General features: G+C 73.4%; 14 protein-coding genes and 1 tRNA gene. 12 read left to right on the forward strand and 3 right to left on the reverse strand.

From position 1 onward, the window contains the following. The first annotated feature begins 15 nt into the window (after nucleotides 1-15). The 3 genes from ACFU9E_RS25865 to ACFU9E_RS25875 all read left to right on the forward strand — a co-directional run bounded on the left by ACFU9E_RS25865 (nucleotide 16) and on the right by ACFU9E_RS25875 (nucleotide 3,116). The gene (locus ACFU9E_RS25865) at nucleotides 16-768 is read left to right on the forward strand and encodes an amino acid ABC transporter ATP-binding protein (RefSeq protein ID WP_380684362.1); all 753 of its coding nucleotides are present in this window, start codon (nucleotides 16-18) and stop codon (nucleotides 766-768) included. Between the two features lie 35 nt (nucleotides 769-803). Next, nucleotides 804-1,790 (forward strand): ABC transporter substrate-binding protein, encoded by a 987-nt coding sequence (locus tag ACFU9E_RS25870; protein WP_380684357.1) that lies wholly within the window; start codon nucleotides 804-806, stop codon nucleotides 1,788-1,790. A gap of 129 nt (nucleotides 1,791-1,919) precedes the next feature. Continuing rightward, nucleotides 1,920-3,116, forward strand: a complete 1,197-nt coding sequence (locus tag ACFU9E_RS25875; RefSeq protein WP_380684358.1) for a protein kinase — start codon at nucleotides 1,920-1,922, stop codon at nucleotides 3,114-3,116. On the opposite strand, the gene ACFU9E_RS25880 is transcribed toward ACFU9E_RS25875, so the two are convergent. Further along, nucleotides 3,072-3,773, reverse strand: a complete 702-nt coding sequence (locus tag ACFU9E_RS25880) for an MBL fold metallo-hydrolase (RefSeq protein ID WP_380684359.1) — start codon at nucleotides 3,771-3,773, stop codon at nucleotides 3,072-3,074. The genes ACFU9E_RS25875 and ACFU9E_RS25880 overlap by 45 nt on opposite strands. 187 nt (nucleotides 3,774-3,960) lie before the next feature. On the opposite strand from ACFU9E_RS25880, the gene ACFU9E_RS25885 reads away from it, so the two are divergent. Next, nucleotides 3,961-4,821, forward strand: coding sequence for a fumarylacetoacetate hydrolase family protein (locus ACFU9E_RS25885; RefSeq protein WP_380684360.1), 861 nt, complete (start codon nucleotides 3,961-3,963; stop codon nucleotides 4,819-4,821). Nucleotides 4,822-4,880: 59 nt separating this feature from the next. Here ACFU9E_RS25885 and ACFU9E_RS25890 read toward each other — a convergent pair whose 3' ends face one another. Further along, nucleotides 4,881-5,630: a TetR/AcrR family transcriptional regulator gene (locus ACFU9E_RS25890; RefSeq protein WP_380684361.1), complete on the reverse strand. Its 750-nt coding sequence runs from the start codon at nucleotides 5,628-5,630 to the stop codon at nucleotides 4,881-4,883. Nucleotides 5,631-5,801: 171 nt separating this feature from the next. Here ACFU9E_RS25890 and ACFU9E_RS25895 point away from each other — a divergent pair, with 171 nt between their 5' ends. From ACFU9E_RS25895 to ACFU9E_RS25910, 4 genes are all read left to right on the forward strand, one after another. Further along, nucleotides 5,802-6,500 (forward strand): rhomboid-like protein, encoded by a 699-nt coding sequence (locus ACFU9E_RS25895; RefSeq protein WP_380689900.1) that lies wholly within the window; start codon nucleotides 5,802-5,804, stop codon nucleotides 6,498-6,500. Nucleotides 6,501-6,584: 84 nt separating this feature from the next. Next, on the forward strand, nucleotides 6,585-8,309 hold the full coding sequence (locus ACFU9E_RS25900; protein ID WP_380689902.1) for a DUF885 domain-containing protein: 1,725 nt from the start codon (nucleotides 6,585-6,587) through the stop codon (nucleotides 8,307-8,309). Nucleotides 8,310-8,502: 193 nt separating this feature from the next. Further along, nucleotides 8,503-10,086 carry an MFS transporter gene (locus tag ACFU9E_RS25905; protein WP_380690237.1) on the forward strand — a complete coding sequence of 528 codons (1,584 nt, stop codon included), beginning with the start codon at nucleotides 8,503-8,505 and terminating at the stop codon, nucleotides 10,084-10,086. 179 nt (nucleotides 10,087-10,265) lie between these two features. Further along, nucleotides 10,266-11,213: a trypsin-like serine peptidase gene (locus ACFU9E_RS25910; RefSeq protein WP_380684802.1), complete on the forward strand. Its 948-nt coding sequence runs from the start codon at nucleotides 10,266-10,268 to the stop codon at nucleotides 11,211-11,213. A gap of 68 nt (nucleotides 11,214-11,281) precedes the next feature. Here the strand turns inward: ACFU9E_RS25910 and ACFU9E_RS25915 are convergent. After that, nucleotides 11,282-11,353: transfer RNA gene (locus tag ACFU9E_RS25915), tRNA-Arg, on the reverse strand. A gap of 158 nt (nucleotides 11,354-11,511) precedes the next feature. Between ACFU9E_RS25915 and ACFU9E_RS25920 the strand changes: the two genes are divergently transcribed. From ACFU9E_RS25920 to ACFU9E_RS25935, 4 genes are all read left to right on the forward strand, one after another. Further along, nucleotides 11,512-11,985, forward strand: a complete 474-nt coding sequence (locus ACFU9E_RS25920; protein WP_380684803.1) for a response regulator — start codon at nucleotides 11,512-11,514, stop codon at nucleotides 11,983-11,985. 74 nt (nucleotides 11,986-12,059) lie between these two features. Further along, the gene (gene argS, locus ACFU9E_RS25925; RefSeq protein WP_380684804.1) at nucleotides 12,060-13,721 is read left to right on the forward strand and encodes an arginine--tRNA ligase; all 1,662 of its coding nucleotides are present in this window, start codon (nucleotides 12,060-12,062) and stop codon (nucleotides 13,719-13,721) included. 87 nt (nucleotides 13,722-13,808) lie between these two features. Further along, nucleotides 13,809-15,203: a diaminopimelate decarboxylase gene (gene lysA / locus ACFU9E_RS25930; RefSeq protein ID WP_380684805.1), complete on the forward strand. Its 1,395-nt coding sequence runs from the start codon at nucleotides 13,809-13,811 to the stop codon at nucleotides 15,201-15,203. Between the two features lie 136 nt (nucleotides 15,204-15,339). Continuing rightward, on the forward strand, nucleotides 15,340-16,632 hold the full coding sequence (locus ACFU9E_RS25935) for a homoserine dehydrogenase (protein ID WP_380684806.1): 1,293 nt from the start codon (nucleotides 15,340-15,342) through the stop codon (nucleotides 16,630-16,632). The last annotated feature ends 9 nt before the right edge of the window (nucleotides 16,633-16,641 follow it).

Consider the following 16,641-nt stretch of genomic DNA (forward strand, 5'->3'; position numbering starts at 1 on the left):
CCGGCGGCGCCGCCGATGGTCCAGGTCCGCGGTCTGTGGAAGAGCTTCGGGGCGAACGCGGTGCTGCGCGGCGTCGACCTCGACGTGCCGGCCGGCTCGGTGACCGTGGTGCTGGGGCCGTCCGGCTCCGGAAAGTCCACCCTGCTGCGCTCGATCAACCACCTGGAGAAGGTGGACCGCGGCTTCGTGGCGATCGACGGCGAGCTGATCGGCTACCGGCGCACCGGGGACAAGCTGCACGAGCTCAAGGAGCGCGAGGTCCTGCGGCAGCGGACCGGCATCGGCTTCGTGTTCCAGAACTTCAACCTCTTCCCGCACCTGACCGTGCTGGAGAACCTCACCGAGGCGCCGGTCAGCGCCCTCGGCCGGCCGAAGGCCGAGGCCCGGGCCCGCGCGCTGGAGCTGCTCGAACGGGTCGGCCTGGCCGAGAAGGCGGCCGCCTACCCGCGCCAGCTCTCCGGCGGCCAGCAGCAGCGGGTGGCGATCGCCCGGGCGCTGGCGCTGGACCCGAAGGTGCTGCTGTTCGACGAGCCGACCTCGGCGCTGGACCCGGAGCTGGTCGGCGAGGTGCTGGACGTCGTCAAGGACCTCGCCCGCAGCGGCACCACGATGATCGTGGTGACCCATGAGATCGGCTTCGCCCGCGAGGTCGCCGACACCGTGGTCTTCATGGACGGCGGTGTCGTGGTCGAGCAGGGCCCGCCGCAGGCGGTCCTCGACGAGCCGCGGCACGACCGGACCAAGGCCTTCCTGGCCAAGGTCCTCTGACCCACCGAACCCCCCTCACCGGCAGGAGCCCCGCCATGTCTCTACCCCGTCGCGCCCTCGTGACCGCCGCCGCCGCGCTCGCCGCCGCCCTCACCCTGGCCGCCTGCGGCAGTTCCTCGGACGCGTCGGCCGACCTCGCCGCCCCGGCCAAGGGCAGCACCGCGCCGAACGGCACCACGGTGAACCTGACGGCGAAGCAGAACCGGGTGACCACGCCCAAGGTGGACGCCCTCGCGGCGCTGGTCCCGGAGGAGATCAGAAAGCGCGGAAAACTGACCGTGGCCGACTCGCTCGGCACCACGCCGCCGCTGGACTTCTACGCCGACGACGACAAGACGGTCATCGGCGTCGACCCGGACATCGCCTCGCTGATCGGCAATGTGCTCGGCCTCGACATCGAGTTCAACCCGGTCTCCTGGGAGAACATCTTCGTCGGCCTGGACAGCGGCAAGTACGACGTCGGCGTCTCCAACATCACCGTCACCGAGGCCCGCAAGGAGAAGTACGACTTCGCCACCTACCGCCTGGACATCCTCGGCTTCGAGGCGAAGATGGGCAGCGGCTGGAAGGTCGCCGGCCCCAAGGACATCGCCGGGCGGACCGTCGCCGTCAGCTCCGGCACCAACCAGGAGAAGCTGCTCGTCGCCTGGAACGAGGAGAACGTGCGCAACGGCCTCAAGCCGGCCGACATCAAGTACTTCCAGAACGCCTCGGACTACTACCTGGCACTCGCCTCCGGCCGGATCGACATGTACGTCGGCCCCAACCCGATGGCGGCCTTCCACGCCGTGCAGAGCGGTGACACCGAGGTGATCGGCACCTACTCGGGCGGCGGAGCCGACGTGCTCGGCAAGATCGGGGCCACCACCAAGAAGGACAACGGCCTGGTCAAGGCACTGAACGGGGCGCTCAACGAGGTGATCAAGAACGGCACCTACGCCCAGGTGCTGAAGCGCTGGGGCCTGGACGCCGAGGCCGTGCCGACCTCCGAGATCAACCCGGTCGGCCTGCCGAAGACGTAACCCTGGCTCCGGGCCCGGTCCGGGCCCGGTCCGGGCCCGGGGTCGTTCACCCGAACGCCGTCGGCCGCCGCTACCCTGACCCGGTCAGGTTGAACGGGGCTCGGTTCCGGCGGACTTGTGGGGGAAGGCATGAAGGCGGGCGATGTCGTGGGCGGCCGCTACCGGCTGGAGCGCGAGCTCGGCCACGGCGGGTTCGGTGTGGTCTGGGCCGCCCACGACGAGACCATCGGGCGCGCGGTCGCGGTCAAGGTGCTCTCCGAGGAGAAGGCCGGCGACGAGGAGGCGGTCGGCCGGTTCATCCGCGAGGCGAGGACCGTCGGCGGCCTCTCCCATCCGCACATCGTCATCCTGTACGACTACGGACGGGTGCAGGACGGCGCGCGCTCGACCCACTACCTGGTGATGGAGCTGGTCCGGGGCCGGCCGCTCTCCGCGCTGCTGGCCGGCGGGGCCCGGCCGGACTCCTCGGCCGCCCTGCGCTGGATGCGGCAGGTCTGCAAGGCACTGGACTCCGCGCACCGCAGCGGCGTGGTGCACCGGGACATCAAGCCCGAGAACATCATGATCACCGACACCGGTGAGGCCAAGGTGCTGGACTTCGGCATAGCCCGCCTGCTCACCCAGCAGGGCGGCGGGCTCACCTCCACCGGCGTGGTCATCGGCACCCCGGCGTACCTGGCGCCCGAGTGCTGGTCCGGCGAGGACATCGACGGCCGGGCCGACCTGTACGCGCTCGGCGTGCTGCTCTACCAGCTGTGCACCGGCCGTCGCCCGTTCAGCGCCAATACGCCGGTGACCATGATGTTCAAGCACCTCAACGAGCAGCCGCCGGCCCCCGGTACACCCGACCCCGCGCTGGACCGGCTGATCCTCCAGCTGCTCGCCAAGGACCCGGCGGACCGGCCCGCCGACGCCGCCGAGGTCCGCCGCCGGCTGCGCGACGTCAAGGTCGGCACCGACCCGGAGGCGCTGCGGCAGAAGGCCGACGACGCCTGGCGGCGCGGCGCGGCCGGCTCGCCCGAGCGGGCCGTCGAGCAGCTGGTCGCGCTGATACCGCAGTTCGCCCGGGCCTTCGGGCCGGCCGACCCGCGGACCCTGCGGACCTGCCACGACCTGGCGCTGTGGCTGGCCCGCTCCGGGCGGCCGCGGGCGGCCGTCGCGCTGCTGCGCGAGCTGTTGCCGGTGCTGGACGGCCACCCGCGGGCCCGCGAGGACGTCGGGCGCGACCTGGAGCGCTGGGAGCGGGAGAGCGCCGCCGCCGCGCCGGAACAGGACCGGCCGCTAGTGCTCGCCCAACTGCTCGACGGCCCGGCGCAGAGCGGCTGAGCCGCCCTCGACGATCGGCTCGCCGTGCCCGAACACCACCGTCCCGGCGTCCAGCGCGGCCAGCCGGCGGAAGGACTCCAGCGCCAGCGCCGGATCGGTGTTGAAGACCCCGGGCGTGGTCCGGTGCCCGACGTTGGCCGCGAGGTCCCCGGTGAACAGCACGCCCGGCCCCGGCAGGTGCAGGGCGATCGACCCGTCGGTGTGGCCGGGCACGTGCACCACCACGGCGCCGCCGCCGAAAGCCAGCACCTCGCCGTCCGCCACCTCGCGGTCCACCCGGCACGGCGGGGCGGGCGGCAGCGCCGGCAGCGCGTCCCACAGCTCCTGCTCGAAGGGGCTCAGCGCGAACGGCTTCGGCTCCTGCTCGCCGCGGACCACCGGGGCCTCCAGCCGGTGGGCGACCACCTCGGCGCCCAGCCGCCGGGCGAGTTCGGCGGCCGAGCCGGTGTGGTCCTCGTGGTAGTGGGTGAGCACGATGGCGCGCAGCGCGGCCGGCTCGGCGCCGACGGCGCGGATCGCCTCCTCGATCGCGTCGGCCTGCCCGGCGATGCCGGTGTCGACCAGGGTGAGCGTGCCGTCCTCGTCGCGCCAGAGCTGGGCGGTGCCGAACTCCAGCGTGATGGTGGTCAGTTCGGGGCGTATGCGGGTGATCTCCATGGGCGGATCCTGTACCGCGCGGTGCCGGTTCACGCCCCTGTTCGCCCCGGGCGTGACGCGGCCCCCCGGGGGCGCCGGCCGGGCCGGCCTGGCCCGCCGCGGCGGGCCGTTGATATACCTCGCAGGCAGCAGCCGGGCGCGGGCCCTCACCGCCCCGGCGATCGACGAATCAGGAGGTGGGGATCGGATGAAGCTCCTCCGTGTCGGCCCGCCGGGCGCCGAGCGCCCGGTCGCGCTGGCCCAGGACGGCACCGCGTACGACCTCTCCGGGGTGACCGCGGACATCACCGGCGGCTTCCTCGCCGGGCTGGACGGTTCCGGCCTGGCCGAGCTGGCCGGACGGGTGGCGGCCGGGCGGCTGCCGGTGGCCGACCTTGCCGGGCAGCGGATCGGCCCGCCGGTGGCCCGGCCCGGCAAGGTGGTCGGCATCGGCCTCAACTACCGGGACCACGCGGCCGAGGCGGGCGCGGCGATCCCGGACGAGCCGGTGATCTTCCTCAAGCCGAGTTCGACGGTGGTCGGCCCGTACGACGAGGTGCTGGTGCCGCGCGGCGGCGAGAAGACCGACTACGAGGCCGAACTGGCCGTGGTGATCGGCCGCACCGCCCGCTACCTGGAGGACCACGCGGCGGCGGCGGGGGTGATCGCCGGCTACACCATCGCCAACGACGTCACCGAGCGCGCCTTCCAGTTCGAGCGCGGCGGCCAGTGGGACAAGGGCAAGTCGGCGGAGACCTTCACCCCGCTCGGGCCCTGGCTGGTCACCGCCGAGGAGGTGGCGGACCCGCAGCGGCTGTCGCTGCGGCTGTGGGTGAACGGGGAGCAGCGCCAGGACGGCTCCACCGAGCGGATGATCTTCCCGGTGCTGGAGCTGGTCCGCTACGCGAGCCAGTTCATGGTGCTGGAACCGGGCGACGTGATCATCACCGGCACCCCGGCCGGGGTCACCCTCGGCCGCCCGGGCACGCCCTACCTCGCGCCCGGCGACGTCGTCGAGATCGAGATCGACGGCCTCGGCCGGCAGCGCCAGGTCCTCGGCAAGGCGTAGTGCGGGCCGTGGTCCCGGCCCTCGGCGCGGGGGCCGGGGCCGCGGCGCCCGGACCCGCGCTACCCGGCCGCCGTATCCAGGACCGCCCGCAGCCGCGCGGTCCGCGGCGAGTCCGGGCCTTCGAGCAGCAGCAGCACGGCCAGCACCTCGGCGGTCTGCGGGTCGTGCAGCGCCGTCGCCGCCGCCATCGCCACGAACTGGTCCACCAGCCACTCGCGCAGCTCGTCCACCGGCAGCGCCCGGCCCTCGTCGAGCCAGCTGAGCGAGGCCCCCTCGACCACCGCGATCCACGAGCGCACCAGCAGCGTCAGCCGCGGCCCGGCCTGCCGCACCCCGAGGTGGCGCAGCGTCCGCCGCAGGGCCGCCCGCCGGACGTCGTCCACGATCGCCGAGGTGCGGGCCGTCTCCACCACCGAGCCGCCGCGCAGCAGCGCCGAGTAGCCGGCGTCGTGCTCGGCGACGAAGGAGAAGTAGCGCTCCAGGACGGCGGACAGCTGCTGGGTCGGGGTCCCGGCCGGCGGCACCATGAAGCGGTCGGTGAGTTCCTCGGCGGCGCTGCGCAGCGCCGCCTCGTACAGCTGCTGCTTGCCGCCCGCGAAGTAGCGGTAGACCAGCGGCCGGGAGGCTCCGGCGGCCTCCGCCACGTCGTCCAGCCCGACGTCCTCGGGCGGCCGGTGGGCGAACAGCTCCAGTGCCACCGCGATCAGCTGCTCGCGCCGCTGCTGCACCGGCAGGCGCCGGTATCCGGCGCGCCGTGGCCGGGCGGCCGGTTCGGGGTCCGGCGGGACGGGCGCTGAGCTGGCTTCCATGGCGGTCAGCGTAACGGCCCCGGGCCGGATGGGAGGCGGGTCTGCACCGATCTTCCGAACGGGCGTTTGTGCCGCCCCGCGGCCCGCCCGGGGCCGGCTCCGGGAGGCGGCCCGCCGGGCGCCGTCCGAGGATGGGACACACCACGCCACCGCACCGAGGAGGCCCGCCGGATGGCCCGGACGCTGGAACGGCCGCCCCGCGCGCGCCGGCTGCGCGGGGCCTCGCGCGCGCTCCTGGCGTGGGTCCGCTCGGCGCCCGGCACGTACCTGTGGCTGCTCCTGCTGGCGGTCACCAGCTTCGTCGTGGCGCGGATGGACCAGCGCACCCTGGACTGGTTCCTGGCCGCCCGCTCGACCAACCTGGAGCACCTGCGCTCGCGCCCGGTGCACGCCCTGGTCGCCAGCGCGCTGTGGACCGAGACGTCGAGCTGGCCGCTCTACGCCGTCCTGTTCACCCTGGTCCACGCCAACGCCGAGCGCTGGCTGGGCACCGCGCGCTGGTTCACGGTGGCCGCGACCTCGCACGTGCTGGCGACCCTGGTGAGCGAGGGGGTGGTGGCCTGGGGGATCGTCCAGGGCACCCTGCGGCGGAGCATGGCCGAGACGGTGGACGTCGGCGTCTCCTACGCGCTGGCCGGGGTGGTGGCGGTGCTCACCCACCGGTTCGCCGGCGGCTGGCGGTGGCTGTACGGCGGTGCGGTGGTGGTCTTCTACCTGGTGCCGCTGGTGGCCTCGCACACCTTCACGGACCTCGGGCACTTCACCGCCGCGCTGATCGGCCTCGCCTTCTTCCCCTTCGCGCACGGACGGCCCCTCTGGGACCCGGGCCGGGCGCTGCGGCGCGGGTGGCCGCGCCGCCCGCACGGCTGACCCGGCGGGCCCCGGCGCGAATTGGCCGGCCCATGCCAGGCCGAAGGGGCTTGCAAACGGCGCGGGTCACGAAATGATGTCCGGATGGTTGAACTGATCAGCTCCGACGGCACCACACCCCGCAGTGTCGCCGACACCTATGTGCGGGACCTCGCCGAGCTCGACCCGCTGACCGCGGTGTACCTGGGCCTGAACCCCGAGGACGACCGCCTTCCCGACCTCTCGCCGGCCGGCGCCGAGGCGATCGCGGACCTCGGCCGCGCCACCCTGGCCCGGCTCGACGAGGCCGAGGCGGCGCTCGACGCGGCCGAGGCGGCCGGCACCCCCCGGGACGAGGCCGAGCGGCGCTGCGCACGCCTGCTGCGCGAGCGGCTCGACGCCGAACTCGCCGTCCACGACGCCGGCGAGCGCTACCGGGCCGTCCACAACCTGGGCTCCCCGGTGCACCTGGTCCGCGACGTCTTCACCCTGATGCCCACCGACACCGAGGAGCAGTGGCGGATCCTCGGCCGCCGCCTGGCCCGGGTGCCCCAGGCGCTCACCGAGTACCGCGCCACCCTCGCCGAGGGCATCGAGCGCGGCCTGCTCTCCGGACCCCGCCAGGTCACCACGGTGACCGGCCAGCTCGGCGAATGGCTCGCCGGGGAGGTCCCGGGCGGCTGGTTCGGCGAACTGGTCCAGGAGGCCCCCGAGGCGTTGCGCGGGGAACTGGCCGGGCACGCGGTGGCCGCCGCCGAGGCGCTCGCCGCCCTGCGCGACTGGCTGCGCGACGTCTACGGGCCGGCCGCCGCCGACGCCCCCGACACCGCCGGCCGCGAGCGCTACGGCCGCTGGGTGCGCTACTGGACCGGTGCCGACCTCGACCTCGACGAGGCCTACGCCTGGGCCTGGCAGGAGTTCCACGACCTGCTCGCCCAGATGCGCACCGAGGCCGAGAAGGTGCGGCCCGGCGCCGAACCGATGGAGGCGATGAAGTGGCTGGAGAGCGACGGCCCCGCGCGGGTCGGCGTCGAGGCCGCCCGTGAGTTCCTCCAGGGCCTGATGGACTCGGCGATCGCCGACCTCCAGGGCATCCACTTCGACCTGGCCGAGCCGATCACCCGGGTCGAGTCGCGGATCGCCCCGGCCGGCAGCGCCGCCGCGCCGTACTACACCGCCCCGTCGCTGGACTTCAGCCGCCCCGGCCGGACCTGGCTGCCGGTCCTGGGCCGCGAGCGGTTCCCCGAGTGGGACCTGGTCTCGACCTGGTACCACGAGGGCGTCCCCGGCCACCACCTGCAGATCGCGCAGTGGAACTACGTCGCCGACCGGCTCTCCACCTACCAGGTGAGCCTCGGCGGGGTGAGCGCCAACCTGGAGGGCTGGGCGCTGTACGCCGAGCGCCTGATGGACGAGCTCGGCTACCTCACCGACCCCGGCCACCGGCTGGGCTACCTCAACGCGCAGATGATGCGGGCGCTGCGGGTGATCGTGGACATCGGCATGCACGCCGGCCTGGAGTTCCCGGCGGACTCGCCGTACCGCGCGGGGGAGTCGGTCACGCCGGACGCCGCGCGGGAGTTCTTCGGCCTGTACTGCGGGCTGTCCGCCGACTTCCTGGACAGCGAGCTGGTCCGCTACCTGGGCCTGCCCGGGCAGGCGATCGGCTACAAGCTGGGCGAGCGGGCCTGGCTGCGCGGCCGGGCGGCGGCCCGGGCGGCGCACGAGGCGCGCGGCGAGGTGTTCGACCTCAAGGCCTGGCACATGGCGGCCCTGTCGCAGGGCTCGCTGGGTCTGGACGACCTGGTCGCGGAGCTCTCGGTGCTGTAGCCGGCTGGTCGCGACGGCGGGGCCCCCGGGACGAACCGGTCCCGGGGGCCCCGGACCGTGGTCCCGGGCCCCTGGTCATTTGGTCCTGGTTCCATTGATTTGTCCAGGTTTTTCCTTGCCATTCGACGCCCCGCGCGTTTGGCTGGAAGGCGACTGCGTGACCTCTCCGTACCCCTCCGGAAAGGCTCCCCCAGTGTCTGCCCAAGCCCAAGCCACCACCGGTCACGGAACGGCGGCGGACTCCCGCCGCTGGTGGGCGTTGGCGGTCATCGCCATCGCCCAGCTGATGATCGTGCTGGACATCACCATCGTGAACATCGCCCTCCCGTCGGCCCAGAAGGACCTGGGCATCTCGGACGCCGACCGGCAATGGGTGATCACCGCCTACACGCTGGCCTTCGGCGGTCTGCTGCTGCTCGGCGGCCGGCTCGGGGACCTCTTCGGCCGCAAGCGCGTCTTCATCATCGGCCTGCTCGGCTTCGCCCTCGCCTCCGCGATCGGCGGCAGCGCGAGCGGCCCGACCATGCTCTTCGCGGCGCGCGCCCTGCAGGGCGCCTTCGGCGCGCTGCTTGCCCCCTCCGCACTGGGGCTGCTCTCGACGACCTTCTCCGATCCCAGGGAGCGGAGCACGGCCTTCGGCGTCTTCGGCGCGATCGCCGGCGGCGGCGCCGCGATCGGCCTGCTGCTCGGCGGTGTGCTCACCGAGTACCTGAACTGGCGCTGGTGCCTGTTCGTGAACACCCCGATCGCGGTGGCGGCCGCCTTCGCGGCGTACTCGGTGCTCACCCGCGACCACATCGGCAAGGGCACGCGGATCAGGCTCGACCTGCCCGGCGCGCTGCTCGGCTGCGGCGGTCTGCTGGCCATCGTGTTCGGCATGTCCGAGGCGGTCACCCGGGGCTGGGGCGACGCCCTGGTGCTCGGCTCGCTGGTGTTCGGCGTGCTGCTGCTGGCGGTGTTCGTGCTGGTCGAGAAGCGGACGCCGCACGCACTGCTGCCGACGCACATCGTCGCCAACCGGAACCGGGGCGGCGGCGCCCTCTCGATCGGCCTGGCGATGATCGGGATGTTCGGCCTGTTCCTGTTCCTGACCTACTACCTCCAGGTGATCAAGCACTTCTCGCCGGTGCTGTCCGGCGTCTCCTTCCTGCCGATGACCGCCGCCATCGTCATCAGCTCGACCGGCTTCGCGGCCCGGCTGATGACCCGGGTGCCGTCCCGCAACCTGATCGGCCCCGGGCTGCTGCTGGCCGCCTCCGGCATGGCCTGGCTGACCCAGATGCGGGTGGACAGCCCCTGGGCCGGCATGGTGCTGCCGGCCGAGCTGCTGCTGGGCTTCGGCATGGGCCTGGTCTTCATGCCGTCGATGAGCCTGGCCACCCTGGGCGTCTCCCCGCACGAGGCGGGCGCGGCCTCGGCCACCATCAACTCGGCCCAGCAGGTCGGCGGCTCCTTCGGCACGGCCCTGCTGAACACCATCGCGGCCAGCGCCACCGCGAGCTGGCTGGCCGCCCGGGGCCTCGGCGCCGCGAACCCCGCGGTCCGGGCCGAGGGCTCCGTGCACGGCTACGTGGTGGCGACCTGGGTGGCGATGGGCATCCTGCTGCTCGCCGCGCTGATCGCGTTCCTGATGATCAACCACCGGCCGGCGCCGGGGGAGGCCGCCGGACCCGGCGAGGCCGCCGGAGCGACCGGGGCTGCCGAGGCCCCCGAGGTCGCGGGGGCCCCGCAGTCCCCGGCGCAGTCCCCGGCCCACCAGCGACAGCGGGCCCGATGACACCTGCCCGGCGGCCGGCGCCTCCGCACCCGACGGACGCGCCGGCCGCCGCACTGCGAGCGCGCCGTCGACCGGCTGAATTCTCATCGCGTTCCCAGCGACGCATCACGACCCTCCCAGCTCAGGGCGCCATAGTCGGTTCCCGTACCGCCGCCGACCAGGGCAGGAGTCGACCACGCATGGGCCAGCACCGCCGCCGCACCTCCCGACGACGCCTCCTGGCCCCTACCGTGGGCGCCGCGACGCTCTCCGCGCTCACCCTGGCGGCCGCCGTCGTCGGCACCCACAGCGTGACCCCCCGGGCCACCGCCGTGGCCTCCCCGGAGACCGCGGCGGCCGCCGCTCCGGCGGCTCCGGCGGCTCCGCGGATCCAGGCGGCCCCGGTGGCTCCGGTGGCGACACCCACCGTCACCCCGACGCCCACCGTCACCGCGGCCACCACCGCCACCCCGACCCCCACACCGAGCAGTCCGCCGGGCACCACCGACACCGCCGGGGCCACCCCCGAGGCGGCCACCGTCGGTGCCCTGTTCAGCGGCGCCGTGCGCGCCGGCGACCACTTCTGCACCGCCAGCGTGCTGCACAGCGCCACCGGCAACCTGCTGCTCACCGCCGCCCACTGCGTCGACGACCCGAGCGGCGTCACCTTCGCCCCCGGCTACCGGGACGGCCGCGCCCCGTACGGCACCTGGCGGGTCACCGCCGTGCACACCACCACCGGCTGGTCCCACGGCGGCGACCAGGACGAGGACTTCGCCGTCCTGGAGACCGCCCCCGACGCCGCGGGACGCCGGATCGAGGACGTGGTCGGCGGCAATACGCTCGGCACCGACGAGCCGTTCGGCGCCGACGTCCGTCTCTACGGCTACCCCGCCACCGGCGAGGAGCCCCTGCTGTGCACCAACACCACCGGCCGGCAGAGCGCCTTCCAGCGTGTCGTCGACTGTCCCGACTATCCGGGCGGGACCAGCGGCGGGCCCTGGATCTCCACCGCCACCGGCCACGTGGTCGGCGTCATCGGCGGCTACCAGCAGGGCGGCGACAGCGACGACACCTCCTACGGCGCCTACTTCGACCACACCGTCGCGGCGCTCTACGCCGAGGCCGTGGCCGCCGCGTCCTCCTGAAAACGAATCAGGCCCAGTCCGGTGGCAACTCGCCACTGGCCTGGGCCTCTTCGGCACTTCTCGCGAAGTGCCCCCGGTAGGATTCGAACCTACGCACCCGCCTCCGGAGGGCGGTGCTCTATCCCCTGAGCTACGGGGGCTTGCTCGGTGTTGTCGTCGCGTTCGCTTCGACGTGGAGAACACTACCAGGCCCGGAGCGTGCTCCGTGCACGGGTTTCGCGCGGGGGCCGGGCGGCCGGTCCGGTGGAAGTGCGGAAAGGCCGGACGGGGCGGCGGGGCCGCCGATACCCTCGGTGAGGTGTCGGGAGTGTCCGGGCGGGTCCTCGTGGTGGACGACAGCGAGGTGATCCGCCAGCTGATCAGGGTCAACCTGGAGCTCGAGGGCTTCGAGGTGGTGACCGCCGCCGACGGCGCCGAGTGCCTGGAGGTGGTCCGCCGGGTGAAGCCCGACGTGGTGACGCTGGACGTGATGATGCCGCGACTGGACGGCCTGCGGACGGCGGCCCGGCTGCGGGCGGCGCCGGGGACCAGGCTGCTGCCGATCGCGATCGTGAGCGCCTGCACTCCGGCCGACCTGGACCGGGGGGAGTCGGTCGGGGTGGACGGCTACCTGGGCAAGCCCTTCGACCCGGCGGACCTGGTGGCGCTGGTGCGCCGGCTGGTCGAGCTCGGCCGGGGGGACGCGACAGCCGGCGGGGCGGCCGGCGGGGCGGCCGACGAGGCGCAGGGCGGGTTTCGCCCTCAGCGAACAGATTCGAGCGATCGGGGCTGAGCGCCGGGGGCCGGACGTCTCAACCGGTAAACCGGGTGGCGGGCGCACTCCCCCTCTCGCCTACGCTTGGCGTCGTGACCCCCGCAGAGCTTTCCCAGGCAGTCCAGGCCGCAGTGAGCGCCGCCGTCGAGGCGGGCGAGCTGGCCGTCGCCGTGCCCGAGCACGTGACGGTCGAGCGGCCCAAGAACAGGGACCACGGCGACTACGCGACCAACGTGGCCCTCCAGCTCGCGAAGTCGGCCGGCCGGCCGCCGCGAGCCGTTGCCGAGGTGCTGGCCGACCGCCTGCGAGGGATCACCGGCGTCGCCAAGGTCGACATCGCCGGCCCGGGCTTCCTGAACATCACCCTGGACACCGCCACCGCGGGCGCGCTGGCGCGCACCATCGTCGAGGCGGGCGAGGCCTACGGCCGCAACGGGGACCTCGCCGGTCTGAAGATCAACCTGGAGTTCGTCTCCGCCAACCCGACCGGCCCGATCCACATCGGCGGCGTGCGCTGGGCGGCCGTCGGCGACTCGCTGGCGCGCGTGCTGCGGGCCTGCGGCGCCGACGTCACCACCGAGTACTACCTCAACGACGCCGGCGTGCAGATCAGCAAGTTCGCCGGCTCGCTGCAGGCCGCCGCGAACGGCCGCGAGGTGCCGGAGGGTGGCTACGTCGGCGAGTACATCGTCGACATCGCCAAGGCGATCACCGAGGCCGTCCCGGGCCTGCTGGAGAAGTCCGAGGACGAGCAGCTCCAGGTCTTCCGCGCCGAGGGCCTGAAGCTCATGGTCGCCGAGATCAAGCGCTCGATGGACGAGTTCGGCACCCACTTCGACGTCTGGTTCTCGGAGAAGTCGCTGCACGACTCGGGCGCCGTCGGCACGGCCATCGAGCGGCTGCGCGAGCAGGGCCACGTCTTCGAGCAGGACGGCGCCGTCTGGCTGCGCACCACCGACTTCGGCGACGACAAGGACCGCGTCCTGGTCAAGGCCGACGGCGACACCACCTACTTCGCCGCCGACGCCGCCTACTACCTGTCCAAGCGGGACCGCGGCACCGAGGTCGCGCTCTACATGCTGGGCGCCGACCACCACGGCTACGTCAACCGCCTCAAGGCCATCGCGGCCTGCGCGGGCGACGACATGAACCACAACATCGAGGTCAAGATCGGCCAGTTCGTGAAGATGCTTCGCGACGGCGAAGAGGTCCGCATGTCCAAGCGGGCCGGCAACATCATCACGATCGACGACGTCGTCGAGTGGATCGGCGTGGACGCGGCCCGCTACACCCTGGCGCGCTCCTCCACCGACTCCACCATCACGCTCGACATCAACATCCTGACCAGCCAGACCAACGAGAACCGGGTGTACTACGTCCAGTACGCCCACTCGCGGATGTGCGCGGTCCAGCGCAACGCCGACGAGCACGGCGTCTCGCGCGGCGCGGCCGAGGACTTCAAACCGGAGCTGCTGGCCACCGAGTGGGAGTCCGACCTGCTCGGTCACCTCGGTGAGTTCCCGCGCGTGCTGGCCTCGGCCGGCGAGCTGCGCGAGCCGCACCGCGTCGCGACGTACCTGGAGGACCTTGCGGCCAAGTACCACCGCTTCTACGACAACTGCCGCATCCTGCCGCGGGGCGACGAGGAGGTCACCGACCTCACGCGCGCCCGGCTCTGGCTCGCCGACGCGACACGCACGGTCGTCGCGAACGGCCTGACGCTGCTGGGCGTCTCGGCGCCCGAGCGGATGTAGGCACCACCCCCATGTGCACAGCGGGGGCGGCGGACGGTCAACGGGGACCGTCGCCGCCCCTCGCCATAGGTCGAGGGAACCAACGACATGTCTCGCTCCGCACACCCCGCAGGTCCCCGGCACGGCGACGTGCTGCCCGAGGGCCACTACCAGGCGCCGCCGAGCGACCTGAACGCGCTCGACCCCAAGGTCTGGTCCCGGACCGTCACCCGTGACGCCGAGGGCGTGGTCACCGTCGGCGGCGTCGACGTCAAGCGGCTGGCCGCCGAGTTCGGCACCCCGGCCTACGTCATGGACGAGGCCGACTTCCGGGCCCGGGCCCGCGCCTGGCGCGAGGCGTTCGGCGCGGACGCCGACGTCTTCTACGCGGGCAAGGCCTTCCTCTCCAAGGCGGTCGTGCGCTGGCTGCACGAGGAGGGCCTCAACCTCGACGTCTGCAGCCCGGGCGAGCTGGCCGTGGCACTGGCCGCCGGGATGCCGCCGGAGCGGATCGCGCTGCACGGCAACAACAAGTCGGTGGACGAGCTCGAACACGCGGTGAAGACCGGGGTCGGGCACATCGTGGTCGACTCCTACGAGGAGATCGAGCGCCTGGCGGCCATCGCCGGCCACCAGGGCGTGCGCCAGCCGGTGCTGATCCGGATCACCGTCGGCGTCGAGGCGCACACCCACGAGTTCATCGCCACCGCGCACGAGGACCAGAAGTTCGGCCTGTCGCTGACCGGGGGAGCGGCCGCCGAGGCGGTCCGCCGGGTGCTGGCGCACGGCGCGAGCCTGGAACTGCGCGGCATCCACTCGCACATCGGCTCGCAGATCTTCGACACCGCCGGCTTCGAGGTGGCCGCCCGCCGGGTGGTCGGCCTGCTGGCGTCGATCCGCGACGAGCACGGCGTCGAGCTGCCCGAGATCGACCTCGGCGGCGGCCTGGGCATCGCCTACACCAGCGAGGACGACCCGCGCGAGCCGGCCGAGATCGCCGCCGCGCTGGCCGAGATCGTGCGCCGCGAGTGCGCCGCCGCGAACCTCACCGCCCCCCGGCTGAGCGTGGAGCCGGGCCGGGCGATCGTCGGCCCGACCGCGTTCACCCTGTACGAGGTCGGCACCGTCAAGCCGCTGGAGGGCCTGCGCACCTACGTCAGCGTGGACGGCGGGATGTCCGACAACATCCGCACCGCGCTGTACGACGCCGAGTACTCGGTGGCCCTGGTGTCGCGCACCAGCGAGGCCGAGCCGATGCTGGTCCGGGTGGTCGGCAAGCACTGCGAGTCCGGCGACATCGTCGTCCGGGACGCCTTCCTGCCGGCCGACCTCGCCCCCGGCGACCTCGTCGCGGTGCCCGCCACCGGCGCGTACTGCCGCTCCATGGCGAGCAACTACAACCACGCCCTCAAGCCCCCCGTGCTCGCCGTCCAGGACGGTGCGGCCCGGGTGATCGTCCGGCGCGAGACGGAGGAGGATCTCCTGCGTCTCGATATCGGATGACGAAATCCTTGTCTCAGATCATGGAACGACCGTAGATCCGTACGGAAAGTCCCGGAGACTGGTAGGGACCGAAAGTCCGGCGGGCCCCCGAAAATCCCGCCGGAACGACCGAAGCACGATGAATGAGCGGAGTCGGATGATGCGTACGCGGCCGCTGAAGGTGGCGTTGCTGGGCTGTGGTGTGGTGGGCTCCGAGGTGGCGCGCATCATGACGACAGACGCCGCCGACCTCGCCGCGCGCATCGGCGCGCCGGTCGAGCTCGCCGGCATCGCGGTCCGCCGGGCGGGCCGCCCCCGCCCGGGGGTGCCCGAGCACCTGCTCACCACCGATGCCGAGGCGCTGGTCAACCGGGGCGACATCGACGTGGTGATCGAGGTCGTGGGCGGCATCGAGCCGTCCAAACACCTCATCCTGTCGGCGTTCCGGCAGGGCGCCTCGGTGGTCAGCGCCAACAAGGCGCTGCTGGCCAAGGACGGCACCGAGCTGCACGCGGCGGCCGCCGAGGCCGGGGTGGACCTGTACTACGAGGCCGCGGTGGCCGGCGCGATCCCGCTGCTGCGCCCGCTGCGCGAGTCGCTGGCCGGCGACCGGGTCAACCGGGTGCTGGGCATCGTCAACGGCACCACCAACTTCATCCTCGACAAGATGGACTCCACCGGCGCCGGGTACTCGGAGGCGCTGGAGGAGGCCACCGCGCTCGGTTACGCCGAGGCCGACCCCACCGCCGACGTGGAGGGCTTCGACGCCGCCGCCAAGGCCGCGATCCTGGCCGGCATCGCCTTCCACACCAAGGTGACCGCGGCGGACGTCTACCGCGAGGGCCTCACCGAGGTGACCGCCGCCGACATCGCCTCCGCCAAGGCGATGGGCTGCGTGGTGAAGCTGCTGGCGATCTGCGAGCGGGCCGCCGACGGCGAGTCGGTCACCGCGCGCGTCCACCCGGCGATGATCCCGCTGTCGCACCCGCTGGCCTCGGTCCGCGAGGCGTACAACGCGGTGTTCGTGGAGGCCGAGGCGGCCGGCCGGCTGATGTTCTACGGCCCGGGCGCGGGCGGCGCGCCGACCGCCTCCGCGGTCCTCGGCGACCTCGTCGCGGTGTGCCGCAACAAGCTCGCCGGTGCCACCGGCCCCGGCGACTCGGTGTACACCAGGCTGCCGGCCAAGCCGATGGACGAGGTCGTCACCCGCTACCACGTCAGCCTGGACGTCGACGACCGGGCGGGCGTGCTCGCCCAGGTCGCCTCCGTCTTCGCCGAGCACGGCGTCTCCATCGACACCGTGCGCCAGCAGGGCCGCGACGGCGACGCCTCGCTCGTCGTGGTCACCCACCGCGCCACCGACGCCGCGCTGTCGGCGACGGTGGACAAGCTCCGCGCACTCGACAGCGTGCGCGACGTGGCCAGCATCATGCGGGTCGAAGGGGAATAGGAACAGATG

Origin of the sequence: Kitasatospora sp. NPDC057595, assembly GCF_042800875.1 — a bacterium.
Taxonomy (GTDB): Bacteria; Actinomycetota; Actinomycetes; order Streptomycetales; family Streptomycetaceae; genus Kitasatospora.

Excerpts from the sequence above, each read along its gene's own strand:
- ACFU9E_RS25875 (WP_380684358.1), top strand. The coding sequence starts at position 1,920 with ATGAAGGCGGGCGATGTCGTGGGCGGCCGCTACCGGCTGGAGCGCGAG.
- ACFU9E_RS25865 (WP_380684362.1), top strand. The coding sequence starts at position 16 with ATGGTCCAGGTCCGCGGTCTGTGGAAGAGCTTCGGGGCGAACGCGGTG.
- ACFU9E_RS25935 (WP_380684806.1), top strand. The coding sequence starts at position 15,340 with ATGATGCGTACGCGGCCGCTGAAGGTGGCGTTGCTGGGCTGTGGTGTG.
- ACFU9E_RS25895 (WP_380689900.1), top strand. The coding sequence starts at position 5,802 with ATGGCCCGGACGCTGGAACGGCCGCCCCGCGCGCGCCGGCTGCGCGGG.
- ACFU9E_RS25885 (WP_380684360.1), top strand. The coding sequence starts at position 3,961 with ATGAAGCTCCTCCGTGTCGGCCCGCCGGGCGCCGAGCGCCCGGTCGCG.
- ACFU9E_RS25880 (WP_380684359.1), bottom strand. The coding sequence starts at position 3,773 with ATGGAGATCACCCGCATACGCCCCGAACTGACCACCATCACGCTGGAG.
- ACFU9E_RS25890 (WP_380684361.1), bottom strand. The coding sequence starts at position 5,630 with ATGGAAGCCAGCTCAGCGCCCGTCCCGCCGGACCCCGAACCGGCCGCC.
- ACFU9E_RS25870 (WP_380684357.1), top strand. The coding sequence starts at position 804 with ATGTCTCTACCCCGTCGCGCCCTCGTGACCGCCGCCGCCGCGCTCGCC.
- lysA (WP_380684805.1), top strand. The coding sequence starts at position 13,809 with ATGTCTCGCTCCGCACACCCCGCAGGTCCCCGGCACGGCGACGTGCTG.
- ACFU9E_RS25900 (WP_380689902.1), top strand. The coding sequence starts at position 6,585 with ATGGTTGAACTGATCAGCTCCGACGGCACCACACCCCGCAGTGTCGCC.
- ACFU9E_RS25910 (WP_380684802.1), top strand. The coding sequence starts at position 10,266 with ATGGGCCAGCACCGCCGCCGCACCTCCCGACGACGCCTCCTGGCCCCT.